This is a genomic window from Verrucomicrobiota bacterium (genome assembly GCA_016871535.1).
Classification (GTDB): Bacteria; Verrucomicrobiota; Verrucomicrobiia; order Limisphaerales; family SIBE01; genus VHCZ01.
Genome location: VHCZ01000050.1, coordinates 1 through 16,090, shown reverse-complemented (window position 1 = coordinate 16,090; position 16,090 = coordinate 1). Strand labels below are relative to the sequence as shown.

At 59.6% G+C, this 16,090-nt stretch carries 12 protein-coding genes; 4 read left to right on the top strand and 8 right to left on the bottom strand.

What is annotated here, in order from left to right:
• Window positions 1-25: 25 nt before the first annotated feature.
• Window positions 26-445, top strand: a complete 420-nt coding sequence (locus FJ398_09115; GenBank protein ID MBM3838109.1) for a clan AA aspartic protease — start codon at window positions 26-28, stop codon at window positions 443-445.
• 17 nt (window positions 446-462) lie between these two features.
• On the opposite strand, the gene gcvP is transcribed toward FJ398_09115, so the two are convergent.
• The 4 genes from gcvP to FJ398_09095 form a co-directional block, all read right to left on the bottom strand.
• On the bottom strand, window positions 463-3,447 hold the full coding sequence (gcvP, locus tag FJ398_09110) for an aminomethyl-transferring glycine dehydrogenase (protein MBM3838108.1): 2,985 nt from the start codon (window positions 3,445-3,447) through the stop codon (window positions 463-465).
• Window positions 3,440-4,054 carry a glycosyltransferase gene (locus tag FJ398_09105; protein MBM3838107.1) on the bottom strand — a complete coding sequence of 205 codons (615 nt, stop codon included), beginning with the start codon at window positions 4,052-4,054 and terminating at the stop codon, window positions 3,440-3,442. The genes gcvP and FJ398_09105 overlap by 8 nt, the downstream gene beginning before the upstream one ends.
• A 167-nt stretch (window positions 4,055-4,221) precedes the next feature.
• On the bottom strand, window positions 4,222-4,521 hold the full coding sequence (locus FJ398_09100; GenBank protein ID MBM3838106.1) for a response regulator: 300 nt from the start codon (window positions 4,519-4,521) through the stop codon (window positions 4,222-4,224).
• Between the two features lie 195 nt (window positions 4,522-4,716).
• The gene (locus tag FJ398_09095; protein MBM3838105.1) at window positions 4,717-7,188 is read right to left on the bottom strand and encodes a hypothetical protein; all 2,472 of its coding nucleotides are present in this window, start codon (window positions 7,186-7,188) and stop codon (window positions 4,717-4,719) included.
• A gap of 492 nt (window positions 7,189-7,680) precedes the next feature.
• Between FJ398_09095 and FJ398_09090 the strand changes: the two genes are divergently transcribed.
• On the top strand, window positions 7,681-10,140 hold the full coding sequence (locus tag FJ398_09090; protein ID MBM3838104.1) for a hypothetical protein: 2,460 nt from the start codon (window positions 7,681-7,683) through the stop codon (window positions 10,138-10,140).
• Between the two features lie 132 nt (window positions 10,141-10,272).
• Here FJ398_09090 and cysK read toward each other — a convergent pair whose 3' ends face one another.
• Window positions 10,273-11,256, bottom strand: coding sequence for a cysteine synthase A (gene cysK, locus FJ398_09085; protein ID MBM3838103.1), 984 nt, complete (start codon window positions 11,254-11,256; stop codon window positions 10,273-10,275).
• Between the two features lie 432 nt (window positions 11,257-11,688).
• Between cysK and FJ398_09080 the strand changes: the two genes are divergently transcribed.
• On the top strand, window positions 11,689-12,126 hold the full coding sequence (locus tag FJ398_09080) for a hypothetical protein (GenBank protein ID MBM3838102.1): 438 nt from the start codon (window positions 11,689-11,691) through the stop codon (window positions 12,124-12,126).
• Window positions 12,127-12,417: 291 nt separating this feature from the next.
• Window positions 12,418-12,657, top strand: a complete 240-nt coding sequence (locus FJ398_09075) for a hypothetical protein (GenBank protein ID MBM3838101.1) — start codon at window positions 12,418-12,420, stop codon at window positions 12,655-12,657.
• 85 nt (window positions 12,658-12,742) lie between these two features.
• On the opposite strand, the gene FJ398_09070 is transcribed toward FJ398_09075, so the two are convergent.
• The 3 genes from FJ398_09070 to FJ398_09060 are packed head-to-tail and all read right to left on the bottom strand — an operon-like array spanning window position 12,743 to window position 15,902.
• On the bottom strand, window positions 12,743-13,738 hold the full coding sequence (locus FJ398_09070) for an integrase (protein MBM3838100.1): 996 nt from the start codon (window positions 13,736-13,738) through the stop codon (window positions 12,743-12,745).
• On the bottom strand, window positions 13,735-14,691 hold the full coding sequence (locus FJ398_09065; protein MBM3838099.1) for a hypothetical protein: 957 nt from the start codon (window positions 14,689-14,691) through the stop codon (window positions 13,735-13,737). Before FJ398_09065 ends, FJ398_09070 begins: the two co-directional genes overlap by 4 nt.
• Complete coding sequence (locus FJ398_09060) at window positions 14,688-15,902, bottom strand: hypothetical protein (GenBank protein ID MBM3838098.1); 1,215 nt, start codon at window positions 15,900-15,902, stop codon at window positions 14,688-14,690. Before FJ398_09060 ends, FJ398_09065 begins: the two co-directional genes overlap by 4 nt.
• Between the last annotated feature and the right edge of the window lie 188 nt (window positions 15,903-16,090).

Here is a 16,090-nt window from a genome sequence, read left to right as displayed (position 1 = left end):
GGCGCCCTGATACCGTAATTCCGCTATGGGTTTGGTTGATGCGGAGATTCAAATCACGAACGGCGATGATCTGGCGCTGGTTCGTCGTGGTTTGCTTGAGCCGGTGAAGGTCCGTTCCATGAAGGTCAAGACAAACGCGGACGGCGGCGCTTACATGCTCTGCTTGAACGAACGGGTGCGGGAGCAACTGGGCTTGCCGGTCATTGAGCAGCGTGTCGCCGTGCTGGCGGATGGCTCTCAACACCGCCTGGATGTGGTCGGACCCGTTGAAGTGCGTTTTCAGAACCGCCGTTGTTCCGTCGATGCCATGGTCCTGCCGGGGGAAGCGGAAATCCTGCTTGGCGCAATTCCGATGGAGGACATGGACCTGGTGATCCTTCCGCGCTTGCAGCAACTCGTGGTCAACCCCGAACACCCCATCCTGCCAGTGGTGCCTGTTCGATAGGGCGATCTCCGCGAATTCTAATTGTAGGCCTCCATCCCCGCGCACGTGCAAACCGGGTTGCGGTCGCCAAAGACGTTGTCGATGCGGCCCACGGGGGGCCAGAACTTTCGTTCCTTCAACCACGCCGCCGGATACGCCGCCTGTTCGCGCGAGTATGGATGTTCCCATTCTTCGGCGGCGATCATGTCCGCGGTGTGCGGCGCGTTCTTGAGGGGATTATCCTGCGCGTCGATGCGGCCCGACTCGACGGCTTCGATTTCTGCCCGGATCGCGATCATCGCGTCGCAAAACCGGTCCAATTCCTCCTTGGACTCGCTCTCCGTCGGTTCGACCATCATCGTGCCGGGCACGGGCCAGGAAATTGTCGGCGCGTGAAACCCGTAATCCATGAGCCGTTTGGCGACGTCCTCGACGGTGACCTTTTTGAACTGGCGAAGGTCCAGGATGCACTCATGCGCGACGAGGTTTTCGTGGCCCTTGTAGAGCACGGGAAAATGCGCGTTCAGCCGCCGGGCGATGTAATTCGCGTTCAGAATCGCGACCTTCGTGGCCTCGGCCAGCCCCGCCGATCCCATGGCGGCAATGTAAATCCAGGAGATGGGCAGGATACTGGCGCTGCCCCAGGGCGCGGCCGCCACGGCGCCAATCGGATCTTCGCCGCCCAGGTTGACGACGGGGTGCCCCGGCAGGAAAGGCACCAGATGTTCAGCGACGCCGATGGGTCCCATGCCCGGGCCGCCGCCGCCGTGCGGGATGCAGAATGTCTTGTGGAGATTCAAATGACAGACATCCGCGCCCATTTCAGCCGGGCGGCAAAGGCCGACCTGCGCATTCATGTTCGCGCCGTCCATATAGACCTGGCCGCCGTTTCGATGAATGATGTCGCAGACTTCCCGGATCGTTTCCTCGAACACGCCGTGCGTGGAAGGATACGTGATCATGAGCGCAGCCAGATCGGATTTGTGCGCCTCGGCTTTGGATCGCAAATCCGCCAGGTCAATGTTTCCCTCGGCATCGCAGGCGACCGCGACGATTTTTAGACCCGCCATGACCGCGCTGGCGGGGTTGGTCCCGTGCGCGGAAGTCGGGATCAGGCACACGTTTCGGTGCGCTTCGCCCCGGCTGGCGTGAAATGCGCGAACGATGAGCAATCCCGCGTACTCGCCTTGCGAACCGGCGTTGGGCTGAAGGGAAATTCCCACAAAGCCGGTAATCTCAGCCAGCCAATGCTCCAATTCCTCGAAAAGCATCTGGTACCCGCGAGCCTGTTTCAGGGGCGCAAAAGGATGGAGGCGGTTGAATTCGGGCCAACTGACCGGGAGCATCTCGCACGTCGCGTTCAGTTTCATGGTGCAAGAGCCGAGCGGGATCATCGAATGGCAGAGCGACAGATCGCGCGCTTCGAGCTTCCGGAGGTAGCGCAGCATTTCCGTCTCGGAATGGTGCCGATTGAAGACCGGGTGAGTCAGGAAAGGCGTCGTCCGGGCGAACTCGGCGGGCAGAATGGAACTTGCCTTCGGGGAAAGCGCATCAAGGGTGAAGGCAGGCGCGCGGTCGTCGTTGAAGATTTGCAGCAAGGTGTTGAGGTCGCTTTCGGCCACGGTTTCATCCAGGGAAATTCCGATCGTGCTCGGATTGATCACGCGCAGGTTGATCCGGTGAGCTTCCGCGGTCTTGATGATCTCCGCGGCGGGCTTCGGACCAAGATCGACCCTGAGCGTGTCAAAGTAGGGCAGGCTTCCAGCCTGTCCACCGGGAGGCAGGCAGGATGCCTGCCCTACGTTGTATCCAAGCTTCTGCAGGCCTGCCGCGAGAAACCGGGTCAGCCTGTGCACTCGTTCCGCGATTTGCCGCAATCCGTCCGGGCCATGATAGACGGCGTAAGCCATGGCCATGTTCGCCAGGAGAGCCTGGGCCGTGCAGATGTTGCTCGTGGCTTTCTCGCGGCGAATGTGTTGCTCGCGCGTGCCCAGCGAAAGCCGCAGCGCCGGGCGGCCTCGCGAATCCTTGGAAACGCCCACAAGCCGTCCGGGCATTTGGCGTTTGAAAGCGTCGCGCGTGGCAAAAAACGCCGCGTGTGGGCCGCCATAACCGAGCGGTACTCCGAATCGTTGCGCGCTGCCCACCGCGACGTCCGCGCCGAACTCTCCCGGCGGTCGGAGCAAGGTCAAAGCCAGCAGATCGGTCGTGACAACGACCAGAGCGCCGGCGGCGTGCGCTTTTTCGATCAGAGACCGGTAATCACGAATCGCGCCGTCGGTCGCGGGATACTGGATTAAGATGCCGAAGACAGTGTCATCGAATTGAAGGGTTTCGCCGGCGCGCACCGCGACTTCGATCTCGAGCGGCCTGGCGCGCGTGCGGACGACGTCGATGTTCTGAGGATGGCAATCGTCGGCGACGAGGAAGCGATGGCGCCCTTCGGCGCCTTTGAGGCGATGGCACATCATCATGGCTTCGGCGGCGGCCGTGGCTTCATCGAGGAGGGAGGCGTTTGCCACTTCCAGACCTGTGAGGTCGCAAACCATCGTTTGGAAATTCAGCAGTCCTTCGAGCCGGCCCTGGGCGATTTCGGCCTGGTAGGGCGTGTACGGCGTGTACCAACCGGGGTTCTCCAGGATATTTCTTTGGATGACCGATGGGATGTGACAGTCGTGGTAGCTCATCCCGATGAACGACCGAAACACCTGGTTCTTCGTGGCCACGCCTTTTAATCGAGCCAGCGCTTCGTGCTCAGGCAGGGCTGGAGGCAAATCCAGCGGCCTGACCGTTCGAATCGCCTTTGGAATCGTGGCTGCGACCAGTTCATCCACGGAGTCAAAGCCCAGGGATCGAACCATTTCCTGTTGTTCCTCCGGACTTGGGCCGATATGGCGGCGGACAAAGCGATCCGGATGGGTCAGTTCAGGAGTCGGCAAGCTGGCGAGCTGGGGGGGGGCCACGGTCCCGCTCAGCGAGGTTGGTTTCGCCGACGGGATCGACAGCGTTTGTGCATCAGACATGCGGCGAACTTAAGGATTGAAGATACGCTTGCCAATCTTCTTTCGTGTCCACGTCGCGGAGTTCGCGCAAGAGAACGGTGCGGAGGCCGCTGGTCTGGCAGCGGTTCAGAGTTTCCCGCAAAACGGTCTCGGTGCTCCACGAAATACCTTTGAACAGATGCTCTTGCGGGGCGTTCAAGCCGATCAGCCAATAGCCTCCGTCCGTCGCCGGGCCAAGAACGACGTCGTGGTCTGTAAGAGCCGACCAGGCTGCCTCGATATCCGGAGGTCCGATGAACGGGCAATCGGATCCGATGACAAGGGTGCGCCGGGCGCCAGCCGTAAAGGAGCTTTGAAAGGCGGTTTGAAGCCTCTGGCCCAGGTCGCCCGAACATTGTGGGCGAGCAGTCCAGCCTGGCCGGAGCCAGGGGCAAATTTCTTCCAGCGCGTCCTCTGGGGTGTAATGCAGTTCAATCCCCGCGCATCCGGCGAGCCGGTCGAGCAACGCCTCAACCAGCGTTCGATAAGCCGCGGCCGCGGGCGTGGGACCGATCGCCGCCGCCAAGCGAGTCTTGACGCTGCCGATCCGAGGCGCCTTGAGGAAAATGAGAAGTCTCTCGGTTTGCATGGATCAAGTCGGAACTGGAGTTTGGACATCTGGGACATCTGAATTCAGTAATCCCAACGGGATTCCTTCGCGGAAAATGTCCAAACTCCTATGCTCGGCGTCTCACCCCGACTGATGCAGCCGAGACCGCTCCGCTCCCCGTCTATACTGAATCGTGCCGGCTGAATTCAACTTCGTTGTCCCAGGCGATGCACCAGGAGGTGGATCAGCGCTTTGACGGCGAGTTCCTTCATGAGAAACGGCTTTCCAATGAAATCGTCGCCGCCGCTTCCGGCCGAGCGAACGCGGCTGCCGAAGTTATCTTCGCCCGTGACAAAAATCACGGGGGTCTTGCGGTAATGGGCCATGGAGCGCAGCTTCTGGCAGAGCTCATACCCATTCATCCCCGGCATTTTCACGTCCAGGATGAATAGCTCGTAACGATTCCGCCCGCACAATTCCAGCGCCTCCTGGCCGTCCTTGGCCATGTCCGGACTCGAACTGGAGGGGACGGTTATCGCGGGACCGCAGACTCAGAAGCACGGCGTCCAGGCGCGATTGATTGACCGAGTTCAACCCCTTCGCTGAGCTAGTGACGTGCGCGGCCTGGAAGCCGGCCACGACCATGGCGCGAACGCAGGACATGCCAAAGGCCAGGTCGGGCTCAATGATCAGAATACTCTTCATTGAGGGCGGTAATCAGTGGGTTGATTGGTTTCGGCGAAAGGGCGTATTGGCTCGGAGGCCTTCCGGGATCGAGACACACTGAGGCGCTTCCAGGGCGCGGCCACGGCCGCAAAGATCAAAACCGCCACTCCGACCGTGATCGCCACAAGCCGGATCAGGTATTGAAAGAACGAGGTGACCGTGATCTCGAACGAAAGCGGAATCCTGGCTTTAGCCTCTCCGATCTTGTCCGTGACGAGATAAACTTTGGATTTGTAAACCCCGGGCCGCGCCTCCGCCGTGAGACCCACGAGCAAGTCTATCGCATTGGTTCCGGTCACGAGCGATTGGGCCGCGACGTAGCAATTAAGCGCGCCGCGGGGTTCGGCCGGTTCGACGTGGGTGAAGATCGAGCCGGGATAATTGGAGATGATTCTCGCTTTGAGCCGGAGGTAGTCGCCCGGTTTGCGATTGGTCAAGCTGCCGGGCAAAGGATCCAATTGCGGCTTGAAAAAATACGGGACAGGGAGCGGGGCGCTCTGCACCAGTTGTTTGGAGCCTTCGCGAACGAACCAAACCCGGTACGTCCCGATGTGATCCGCACGCCGGAACGTTCCCGAATAAACGCCGTCGTTGGCTCTGGCGTCGCCGTCCTCAACGGACCCGTTATCGGTGAGCGCCACTTCGTGGTCCTTGGTTGAGTCCGGTTCGCGAACGATGGCGTGGATCGGAGCGTTTGTCCGGGCATCCAGCCGCACACGGATAATAAAGGGCTGGCCTGCGACCATCGGGTTGTCGATCTCCGCCTGGACTGTTCCCGGCCCTGGAATGGTTCCCCGGACCATCACCAACCCGCCGCGCAAATCCATCGTCGAGGTCGGTTCATCAGCGACCACTCTGAGGGCGCCGTCGATCGGTCCAGGCGGGTGCTCTTCAAAACCGGTGAATTCCAGGTCCACGGACATTGCTCCGGGCTTCAAGAGGATGTCGGTCGGCGCAAAGGAGATTCCAGCCAAGCCTTGCCCGTGTTTGACGAGCCGGAGCTTCTTTCCAATGGCTTCGCCTTTGGCCTGGAGATTCAGGACGCCTCTGAGTTTCTTCGTGCCACTCTGGATTTGGCCGAGAGCGATTTCGCTGGTCTCGACGCGAACCTCCGCAGCGGTGACAAATCGCACGGGGACTTCAATCGTGTCCGCTCCTTCTGCCTGGACGTTTTGGCCGGGCGCGGGGCGGACGGTGATCCGGTTCGTCAGCGGCTTTCCCACAATGTCCTGGGTCATGGCGCGGATTTGGAAGCCGACAAAGCGGCCCAACGCGGAGAGCGCGACGGGTTGGCCGGTCTCCACTGGCCTGGATGAGTCCGCGCTGGCCAGGGCCTGCAATTCGACACCTGGCGGTGTCTGGAATTCGAATCGAACGAGGGACTCTTTCAAGCGATCCGGGTAGAGCAAGGACAGTCCGACGGTTGGGATGCGTTGCCAATCTCCATTGGCTGGGAGGTTGAAATTGGCGGGGGTTTCGGAAAAAAACTGCAGCGCAATTCGGTCTGGTGTGAGCGGAAGAATCTCCAGAGCGACCGGGATCACGGCGGGCTCAATCCGGCCTGGCCCGGAGAGGTTCAGTTTGGCTGAAAAATGGCCCGGTTGCGCGCCTTTGATCACGAAGGTGACAGTGGGATTGCCGTGTGTGGCCAGCTTGTCGGGCGCTGCCGTGATGCTGAATCCACCCGGAAGATTCGTCGCTTCCAGGTTCAGTTCGATCAAGGCGTCCGGCGCCGGAGGGTCCACTTTGAAGTCCAGAGGAACGATTTTCGTGATTTCCGGGGCGAGGACGTTGGTGAGCAGGATGTTTGTCGGCGCAACTGAGATGACCGATGGGGGTTGGGGCGCGGGAGGCGTGGCGGCGGGCTGAGGGGACGGAGCGATTTTAAGGTCGAGCGGTTCGCCCGAAGCGATGATTCTTCCGTTCAACGCGCTGATCACACTCGTAACCTCCGGACGAATGTTTCGGGTTCCGAACCGGACCAGGATCAGATCTTTCAAGCGATTGCCCGGCTCGAAATATTGCTTGAACATGGCGACAAGGTAATCCGCCTCCCGCCTGTTCAGAGTGATCTTCCCGTCGGTATAGAGCACGACGCTCAAATCGCCGGAACGTTCCTCTTTGAATTGTTCCAACGCCCTGCCCATCGGTCCGTAGAGGCTGGTCCCTCCGTCCGGCTTCATTCGCGCCAGCACGGCGGAGATTCGGGATCGGAAGCTCTGTTCGAATCCAGGCCTGAAATCCAGGGTCAGGTGTTCCTGAACCGCCAGGTTGAAGCTCCAGAGATGAATCTGATCGCCTTCCCGGTAAAGCCGCTTCTCACCCCATAACGCGTAGCTCATGTCCAGATTGACTCGATCCAGCAATGGCGCACGGTATTCGCTCATCGACTTGGACGTATCGACCACATAGACGTAGTGCGACGCCGCCGAGGCTACCACCGTCATAGCCAGGAGGAGCAACGCCGCGATGCGTGTAGCGCAGATTCGTAATCTATCAGTATCTCTGGAAATCCTCGCGAGAGGCGCAAATTCTTTAACCACGGATGGACACGGATGAACACGGATTTTCGACTGATGTTTATCCGTGTCGATCCGTGTCCATCCGTGGTTGAATTTTGGCGATACTGAGAGAGTGCAACTCGGCTCTCCAGCTGGCGGCGAAGGCGGTCCAATCTCTCGTTCAGGATTCACGACGGAATTAGTATGTAACTCACAAGTTCGGTGAAACAAGGCGAATCCCCATCGACAGTTCCAGGTTGCAGGTTCCAAGTTCAAAGTTCCGCGATGGCCAAGAACCTGCTCCGCAGGATTTTTGCGTGGGCATCTGCCGAATCCCGCCAACAAGAAGCCGTCTTGTGCTAGCTCGCCTTCATTGGTCCGGGCCAACGCTAAGTCTTTCTCACAACGGGACGTTCGACGAGTAGCACCGCCCCGCTCATGTCGATTCTCCCAACTGTCCTGAACGCCCGGCGTCGCATTGCTGCAATAGGGATGTTTTCACTCTTTCTCTGGAGCGCCTCGGCGCTTTTCTCCTACCAGATGGTAGGGACAGATTCCACTCCGTCCCTGACCCTACTCAGCGATCGAAGGAGCCATTCCATGGACGCGGTGGAACGCGTCCTTGCAAGTTCATGCCCTGTGCGCATGGCGCCGCTTCCTTGGCAGTTTCCCACGAATCTGACGGCAGGGCGAGCCTGTCCACAGCGAGCCGAGACGGACGTGCTCCAAGCGCGTCGAGCGGCTCGCCGGGACGGACTCGCCCTACCAACGACGGGTTCGTGGGCGGCAAACACGCCCGAAAGGCACAGGTTGCTTTCCACGATTCCGCCGGCCGCGCCGCCAACCACCAATACGGTAACTGTCGTTGACGTCCTGGTCGCCTACACCCCCGAGGCGCGCATCGGCGCAGGCAGCAAGGAATCCATTGAATCCTCGATCAAATTGGCCGTTGCGGAAGCCAACACCGTCTATCAAAACAGCCAGGCCGACGTGCGGCTGCGCCTGGTCCATCTGCGTGAGGTCGGCTACTCCGAATTCCCAAGCAACGCCACAAATCTCAATCGCCTCCAATCAAGAAGCGACAGTTTCCTCGATAAGATTCATTTGATCCGGGAGACGAACCGCGCGGACCTGGTTTGCCTGATTACCGAGCATAGCGATCCGGGGACGTCCGGGCTGGCCTTCACTATGGGAGCGCCCAGTTTTGCGTTTCGAGACAGCGCCTTCACTGTCGTCAAGCGTGCGGATTTGCTCGGGAGCTACATCTTCGTTCACGAGATCAGCCACAATTTCGGAGCCCAGCACGACCGCGAGCACGCGCTCGATGCGGAAGGCAAATTGAAGCCTGGCTCCTATCCGTTTTCGTTTGGCTATCGCTTTGTCCTCAATGACACCATCTACCGCGATGTCATGTCCTATGCTCCCGGCGAATCAATCCCTTATCTGTCCAACCCGGACATTTCATTCATGGCCGTGCCCATCGGTCTGCCGGGAACGACCAACGGCGCCAACAATGCGCTCACCGTGAATGCCAATGCGCTGCTCGTCGCCGATTTTTTTGGCCCCGCAGTTCAAACCGTGCCGCCCGCGATTCGGATCCTCGCGCCCACCAACGGCACGATTCTGAAGGAAGGCGCCAATCTCGTCATCGCCGCGCACGCTTCGGACATCGGTGGCGCCGTTCGCCAGATTGAGTTCTTTCACGAGAACGTGAGCCTGAGAGTGACGACGAACGCCGCGCCGGTTCCGGCCACGAACGACGTCAGCGTGATTTGGAGCAACTTGCCCCCGGGCCGCTTCACTCTCACCGCGCTTGCAACGGACAATTCGGGGGCCTCCTCCACGGCATTGCCGGTGGAGATTATCGTGCGTCCCGGCCACGACAGCTTCACGAACCGCATCGCGCTTTCCGGTGTGGCGCCGTCCATTTCCGGTTCCAACCGCGAAGCCACGGTCGATCCGGGCGAGGCCATGCACGGCGGGAATCCAGGCGGCAGTTCAGTCTGGTATTCCTGGACTGCGCCGAAAGGCGGCACCGTGCTCCTGTCGGTGACGGCCACCAATTTCTTTCCGCTCGCGGATGTCTATACGGGAGCTTCCATCTCTGCACTGACGGTGGTGGCGGGACGAGACTTCGCGCTGGACACGACCAACCGTGTGATGACGCTTCACTTTGAGGCCGTCGCGAACCGCGAATATTCGGTCGCCGTCGATGGCTTCGCGGGGCAGGCCGGCCCGTTCGATCTTGCCCTGAAGTTTCCGCCGCCACCGCCGAACGACAATTTCGCAGACCGCGTGCCGCTGGCGGGCGCCTCCCTCACCGTGAAAAGCTCCAATCTCTACGCCACCAAGGAAAGCGGCGAACCGGACAAACATGCGGGTGTGGCCAGCTCGCGCTCGGTCTGGTTTTCATGGACTGCGCCCGTTTCCGGTCCGGTGGTCGTGACCCTGGCTGGCCGTGGCACCGAATTCATTCCCTGGCCCGCGGCCTACACGGGAAACTCGCTGACGAATCTCGTGATGGCTTCCGGAATGAGCGTCCGATTCGACACCAACACCCTGACGACTCGGCTGACTTTCAACGCGATGGCGTTGACCACCTACGCGCTGGCGATCGATGGCTTCAACAACCGGACCGGACCGATCAATCTCACGCTCGCGACGGCGAATCTGCCTCCCGCCGTTCAATCGTTGGTTGTGCCGGTCATCCTGGGAAGCGGAATGAAGCTGGCGATCAGCGGCGCCACCGGACAGAAGTTCGCGTTGCAGGCCAGCACCAACCTGATCGATTGGACAGAAATCTTTTCAGGGTTGTTTGCCACGAACAAAACCGAGGTGACCGACACCAATTCGTCGCGATTCGTGTATCGGTTCTACCGGGCGTGGCCTGTGCCCTGAAGTTACTCCTACTCCTAATCTTGATCCTAATCCTAATCTCACTCTCCGGCTCGGCAGATTAAGATTAAGATTAAGAGTAAGAGTAGGATTAGGAGTAAGAGGCGGTGGTGGCCTGGCTAATCTGCCGGCGAGCTACCCTCCCACTTCCGCTTTGGCTTCGGCGGCGAGCGGGGTGCTCAAATAGCGTTCCCCAGTCGAGCACGCGACCGTGACGATCATTTTCCCTTTGTTTTCAGGGCGTTTGGCCACCTGAATGGCAGCCCAGACGTTCGCGCCGGAAGAAATCCCCGCCAGGATGCCTTCTTCTTTGGCGAGCCGCCGGGCCATCGCGAACGCGTCATCGTTCGAGACCTGGATGCACTCGGTGATTTGCGAATTGCCTTTGGAATCCTTCAGGTGAAGGTTGCGCGGCACGAAGCCGGCGCCCGTGCCTTGAATCTTGTGCGGGCCTGGCTTGACCGGTTGTCCAGCGAGCGTCTGCGAAATCACCGGCGAATCCTTCGGTTCGACCGCGATGGCCTGGAACGAAGGTCTCTTGGGCTTGATGACTTCGTAACAGCCCGTAATCGTTCCGCCCGTGCCGACGGCGGCGACAAGAATATCCACCTTCCCGTCGGTATCTTCCCAAATCTCCACGGCGGTGGTCTTGGCATGGATCTCCGGGTTGGCCGGATTCTCGAATTGTTGTGGGATCCAGGAGTTGGGAGTTTCCTTCGCCAGTTGTTCCGCGCGGGCGATGGCGCCTTTCATGCCTTCGGTGCCGGGCGTCAAGACGAGTTTAGCGCCCAACATCCCGAGCAGCGTGCGGCGCTCCAACGACATCGTCTCCGGCATGGTCAGGATGAGTTTGTAACCCTTGGCCGCGGCGACGAACGCGAGCGCGATGCCGGTGTTGCCGCTGGTCGGCTCAATGAGAACCGTGTCCTTGTTGATGACGCCGCGGCGTTCCGCGTCCTCGATCATGGACATGCCAATCCGGTCTTTGACGCTGCCGAGCGGGTTGAAAAATTCGCACTTGAGGAGAATGGTGGCGGGCACTCCCGCCGTGACGCGGTTCAATCGAACCAATGGCGTGCGGCCGACAGTCTCGACGATGTCATTGTAGATGCGACCCATAGAGTTCCTTATCTGTTGCGCAAGCACGATGCGTTTGCGTGGCAGGGATAGTGGGGGAATGCTTTTCGGTGCCGCAAGACTTTTCTGCGCCATCCGATAGACGGTTGAATCAGACTAACTAACACCGGACCCATTGAGACCAAGGCGGTCCTGGAAAACGCGATTGGATCCCACGAAACACACCAAACACCGAAAGGAGTATCCCCGGTTCTTCGCTGTTTCCAGTGGAATCAGAATTGAGGCAGGCGAAGCTTACCGGCCACGAAATAGAGCATGGTGATGAGATGGGCAATGAATTGAATTATTGGATTGGAGTCAGAATATTGGATTGAGAATATTGCTTGGTGGCTTGGTGGATTGGTGGTGAAGGCATGTACCCCACTGCGGCGGTATCGGTGGAGTTCATATCGGGCCTACATCGGCTAGGAACGGGTGCCGGAATGGTTGGAATGCCAGAGGGTGCTGGAATGGGGCGGAGGAGCCAAACGGGACCTGGCGCTGTATTTGGGGCGGCGGTTGTGCGGGATGAAACTGGCGGAACTGGCCCAGGCGGTAGGTTTGCGAAATTACGGAGTGGTGGCGACGAACGCCATACGATACGAACGACGATTGGAACAAGACCGCGCGGAGAAAGCTCGAATGAAGCAGGTTCTTGGATTGTGGAATTGTGTTTTGGAGAAATTTACCCGCCCGCTGGATTTTCGGCTTCTGACCAGCATCACCACCAACTGTGCCGTGCTGATGCTGGCGCCTCCGTTCACGGTCATGGCATGCGCCCACAGACTGCTGTCGGTGAACGCGGTCGAGCCATCCGGTCCGTCGAAATGGAGCAACAGAGAAACGAGTCCCTTATCTATCCGACCTCACTGACCCCGGTGCAGTATGTGGAGCAGAACCATCATAAACTATCTATGCGGTCTCTAACGCGCCGGGAGAGGCGGCGAAAAAGAAAAGAGCACTCGAGTTAGTTTCTTCGCAAGAATTTGGCGTCTCGGCCCAAGTGTTGCAGGAACCACGGTCAAAGGTATGGCTCAGTGGCCGTGATCAATCCCTTCCTTCAATCTGCGCAATGACGAGGTCAACGCTCGGGCAAATCAGCGTGAGCCGGTGTCATTCCGTGGTTTCCTCCCGAGTGAAAACCGTTTAAGGTCCAGGGCCACGATGGACTTGGGCCAGGAAATCGAGACGCTGATCCGCGCGCGTTATCCGATCCTTTACCTCGTTTCGTCCGAGGAAACGCGCGTGCAGGATTTGCTGGCGGCCATCGCGCAGCGGCGCGAGAAGAAACTTTTTGAATGGAGTTGCAGCGCGGGCATTGTGCCTGCGGGCACTTCCATTCAAGTCGCCAAACATCGCACGGCCGCCACCAAGGACCCTCTGGCCGCCCTGGATTTATGCTGAGTGCCGGATTATGCCAAGTTGGTGACAGCCGAGTGTGCGAATTCGAGCGAAAACTGGGCGGCCGCTTGATTTGAACTTGGGATAATCATTGGGCCTCCAGAAATGATAGCAGTCGGGAGAAGCGCATAGGTTCGCGTTTGCGTCGTGGTTTGCCGGGTTGTTCAAGAAGCTCCATGCATTCCCGCTTCATCTTGATGTCGGCCTGCACGTAGGTATGCGTCACGGCGGGTTGCTCGTGCCCGAGCCAGAGAGCGATGACTTCCAGCGGCACGCCGGCCTGCAGCAGGTGCATCGCAGTTGAGTGACGCCAAGTATGCGGGGTGATTCGGCGTCCCCGCAATGATGGGCAAGTCTGCTCCGCCTTGTGCACGGCAAGATCAAGACGGAGCGCGATGCCCTCACGTGTCAGCGCGGCACCCTGGCGGTTTGCGAATATTGGGCGATCAGGCGACACCTTGTTTGTCTTCACCCACACGTGCAGCCGGGCCATCAAATCTTTTGCGATGGGAACCGCCCGCTCTTTTCGGCCCTTGCCGTGCAGCCGCACAAACCTATCCCGAACGTCACCGGGGCGAAGTTGTGACGCCTCCGAGATGCGAGCGCCGGTCTGATAAAGGAGACTGAAAAACAGATGATCCCGTCGGCCGAAGTTGGTCGTCGTGTCGATGGCGGCGAGCACCGCCATAACCTCTTCGCGGTTCATGAAGTTCAGCACGGGTTTGGTGGTGCGCTTACAGGGGATCGCCAGAATCCGCTGGTTGGTGACCGCAAAAGCAGGACCGGAATAGGCCAAGGCAAAATGCGCGAAGGCCCGGATGGCCGCCAGACGCGCATTGCGGGAACGCACGCAATTACCCCGCACGCGTTCGAGATGGTCGAGAAACGCTAGAATATCGTCGGCCCCGAACTCACGGAAGGTGAGTCGATCAATCGTCCGGCGATGCTTTTCGGCGAGGTATCTCAGCAGAATACGAAAGGTGTCGCTGTAAGCCTCAATCGTCAGTGGGCTGACGTTGCGTTGGGTGCGAAGATGATCGGTAAAGAAGCGTTCGATGAGAATGGGGAATGGATTGGAAGTCATTGCGGGGAATGGTTGGAGGTTTGATTTTGCTGGAATCGTCGAAAGAGCTGCATCGCGGTCTTGAGCGACGAGCAGTCCGGCGACACATACCACCAAGTGGCGTTGAATTGTTTGTGCCCCATATAGCGCGATAGCAGCGTCAAGTAGTGCGGCACCGGTTCGCCTCGGTGGCTCCAACCAGAGATCAAACGGGTGGCAAAAGTGTGTCGCAGGTCTGCAAAGCGAACCCCGGGTCGCGCGCCGTTGGGTTCAATGCCACGGACGAGCGAGGGGAAGTGTTCGCCAATCCTGCCGGGTGTGAAAGGGACCCCGCGCTGGCCGACAAAGAAATGATCGCCGAATGGAATGATACGCCGTCGAGCCTCCAGGTAACGTTCCAACGCCCGCACGACGGTTGAATGTAAGGGCAAAGTCCGCTGCGGACTGAACTTCGTTTGCGTGATCACGATCGTGCGCGCCCGAGGGTCGAAGTCGGCAAGCCGCAACCTGCACACCTCCGCCGGGCGAAGACCCGTGCAGAACGCCAACCCGATCATGGTTTCAAACGTCTGTGGCCGGAGTGCCGCGTAAGAGGCCCGATGCGGGATCTGCCGGGACCGCTTCATCATGAGGCAAACCTGCTCAGGCGTGTAGATGTGCGGCTGGCGACGAATGCACGTCGAACCGAGCATCCGCGCCGGTGGCACCTCCGTGTGCGGATCGAGGGCCGCGAGGTAGCGTGCCAGGCCGCGCACCGCTTGATACCGCATGGCGTGATATCCGCATCGGTTGTGGCCGACCGAGGTTGCCCACTGCAGCGCGAGGGCGGTGGTGAGCGGCTGCCCCGGCGCCGTCTTGTCGGCGAACGAGGCGAACTTGCGCAGGTGATCGGCTTGCTCGCTCAGTATGAATCCGAGCTTGCGACGGTGCGCGAGATACGCGCGCACCCGAGAATGCATGGAGATGGGTTTCATAGGAGGGGCCAGGGTTGAACGAGGACGCGCATGGCGGAGACGGTGACATCCGTGTAGAGGCTGGTAGTCATCAGGTCTTGGTGGCCCAGGAGATCGCCGATCTCGCGCAGGTCCGCCCCGTGCGCGTGAAGCCGGGTGGCGAAAGTCCGTCGCAAGACGTGGGTCCCGCCGTAGGCTCCAGGAAACCCACAACGACGGTAAGCGCGCCGCATGGCCATCCGCACGCAATGGGTGCTGACCGGGGTTCCGGACATCTTGGCGTGCCGCAGAAATACGCGGTCACTCGGGCTGGTTCCACGGAAACGTTTAATATAGTGGCGCAGCACGTCGCCCACTGTCGCGGGTAGCGGGAGGATGCGGGCGACTCCGGTCTTCATCGTCGGCACACGAACCACGCCTGTCTCCCAATCGATGTCAGGTAACCGAAGATGGACCACCTCGCAGTTGCGCAGCCCCAACTCGATCATGCAGAGCGCCGCAGCGTGCTCACAGCAGCCTTGTGCCGTCTGTCGATCAAATGATCGGAGCAACTTCTTGCGTTGAGTGTCGGTGAGCCCGCCCGGACTGTAGTGTTGGCGAAAGTTAGCTATCTTTGGGATCGCCTGCACCAGTTGCACTGGACAGGCGCCGCGCAGCTGAACGAAACCGAGAAACCGTCGCAAGGCACCAAGACGGGTCTTGGCGTAGCCGGAAGTGTAACCCTGGGCGCAAAGCTCCGCGTATCGCCAAATATCCTGAGCTCGGACATCGGCCCAGCGTGCTTCGCGGTCACCGAACTGCCACGAGAGATAACGCCGTGCATACGCGACATACCCTTCTGCGGTCAGAGGCGCGAAGCCCCGATGGTCCTTCAAAAATGCTCCATAATCGCTGAGCCAAGAGGCCCACGGCTCGCGCGGTGCTACTGCGTAGCACTGACGGAACTTCAGCCACCGATTGAGCACACCGAAAAGTGTATGATAGGTCGCCTTCGGCACCATCAGGCGTGCCAGTCGAGGCAGCTCCTTGCGGGAAAGACTGGTCAACCGGCGACGATGGACCGCAAGCCAACCGGCAACGCGAACAAGGTAATACCGGTATTGTGCAATGGCGCTCGATGAATAGCCGTGCTCACGCATGTGCGTGGCAAAGGCTCCGTCAATGAGATGAAGGTCGGAGGAACAAGCATGCCGACCGACGTGGTATGAACCGTAACGGGGTCTTTTGATCATAGACCTCCATCACGGCGTCAGCTTCGCATCGCCGCCAACCGAAAATTACTGGTCCTCCGAACTCGAAATTATCCCAAGTTCAAATCAAGCGGGCACCCAGTTTTCACTCGAATACGCACACTCGGCTGTCACCAACTTGGCATAATCCGGCACTCAGCATAAATCGTCTTATCCAAAGATTTGGATAA

What these genes read in the sequence shown, in the direction of transcription:
- FJ398_09070 (MBM3838100.1), bottom strand. Translation starts at nt 13,738, where the DNA reads ATGACTTCCAATCCATTCCCCATTCTCATCGAACGCTTCTTTACCGAT.
- FJ398_09075 (MBM3838101.1), top strand. Translation starts at nt 12,418, where the DNA reads ATGGACTTGGGCCAGGAAATCGAGACGCTGATCCGCGCGCGTTATCCG.
- FJ398_09065 (MBM3838099.1), bottom strand. Translation starts at nt 14,691, where the DNA reads ATGAAACCCATCTCCATGCATTCTCGGGTGCGCGCGTATCTCGCGCAC.
- gcvP (MBM3838108.1), bottom strand. Translation starts at nt 3,447, where the DNA reads ATGTCTGATGCACAAACGCTGTCGATCCCGTCGGCGAAACCAACCTCG.
- FJ398_09105 (MBM3838107.1), bottom strand. Translation starts at nt 4,054, where the DNA reads ATGCAAACCGAGAGACTTCTCATTTTCCTCAAGGCGCCTCGGATCGGC.
- FJ398_09115 (MBM3838109.1), top strand. Translation starts at nt 26, where the DNA reads ATGGGTTTGGTTGATGCGGAGATTCAAATCACGAACGGCGATGATCTG.
- FJ398_09100 (MBM3838106.1), bottom strand. Translation starts at nt 4,521, where the DNA reads ATGGCCAAGGACGGCCAGGAGGCGCTGGAATTGTGCGGGCGGAATCGT.
- FJ398_09095 (MBM3838105.1), bottom strand. Translation starts at nt 7,188, where the DNA reads ATGACGGTGGTAGCCTCGGCGGCGTCGCACTACGTCTATGTGGTCGAT.
- cysK (MBM3838103.1), bottom strand. Translation starts at nt 11,256, where the DNA reads ATGGGTCGCATCTACAATGACATCGTCGAGACTGTCGGCCGCACGCCA.
- FJ398_09090 (MBM3838104.1), top strand. Translation starts at nt 7,681, where the DNA reads ATGTCGATTCTCCCAACTGTCCTGAACGCCCGGCGTCGCATTGCTGCA.
- FJ398_09060 (MBM3838098.1), bottom strand. Translation starts at nt 15,902, where the DNA reads ATGATCAAAAGACCCCGTTACGGTTCATACCACGTCGGTCGGCATGCT.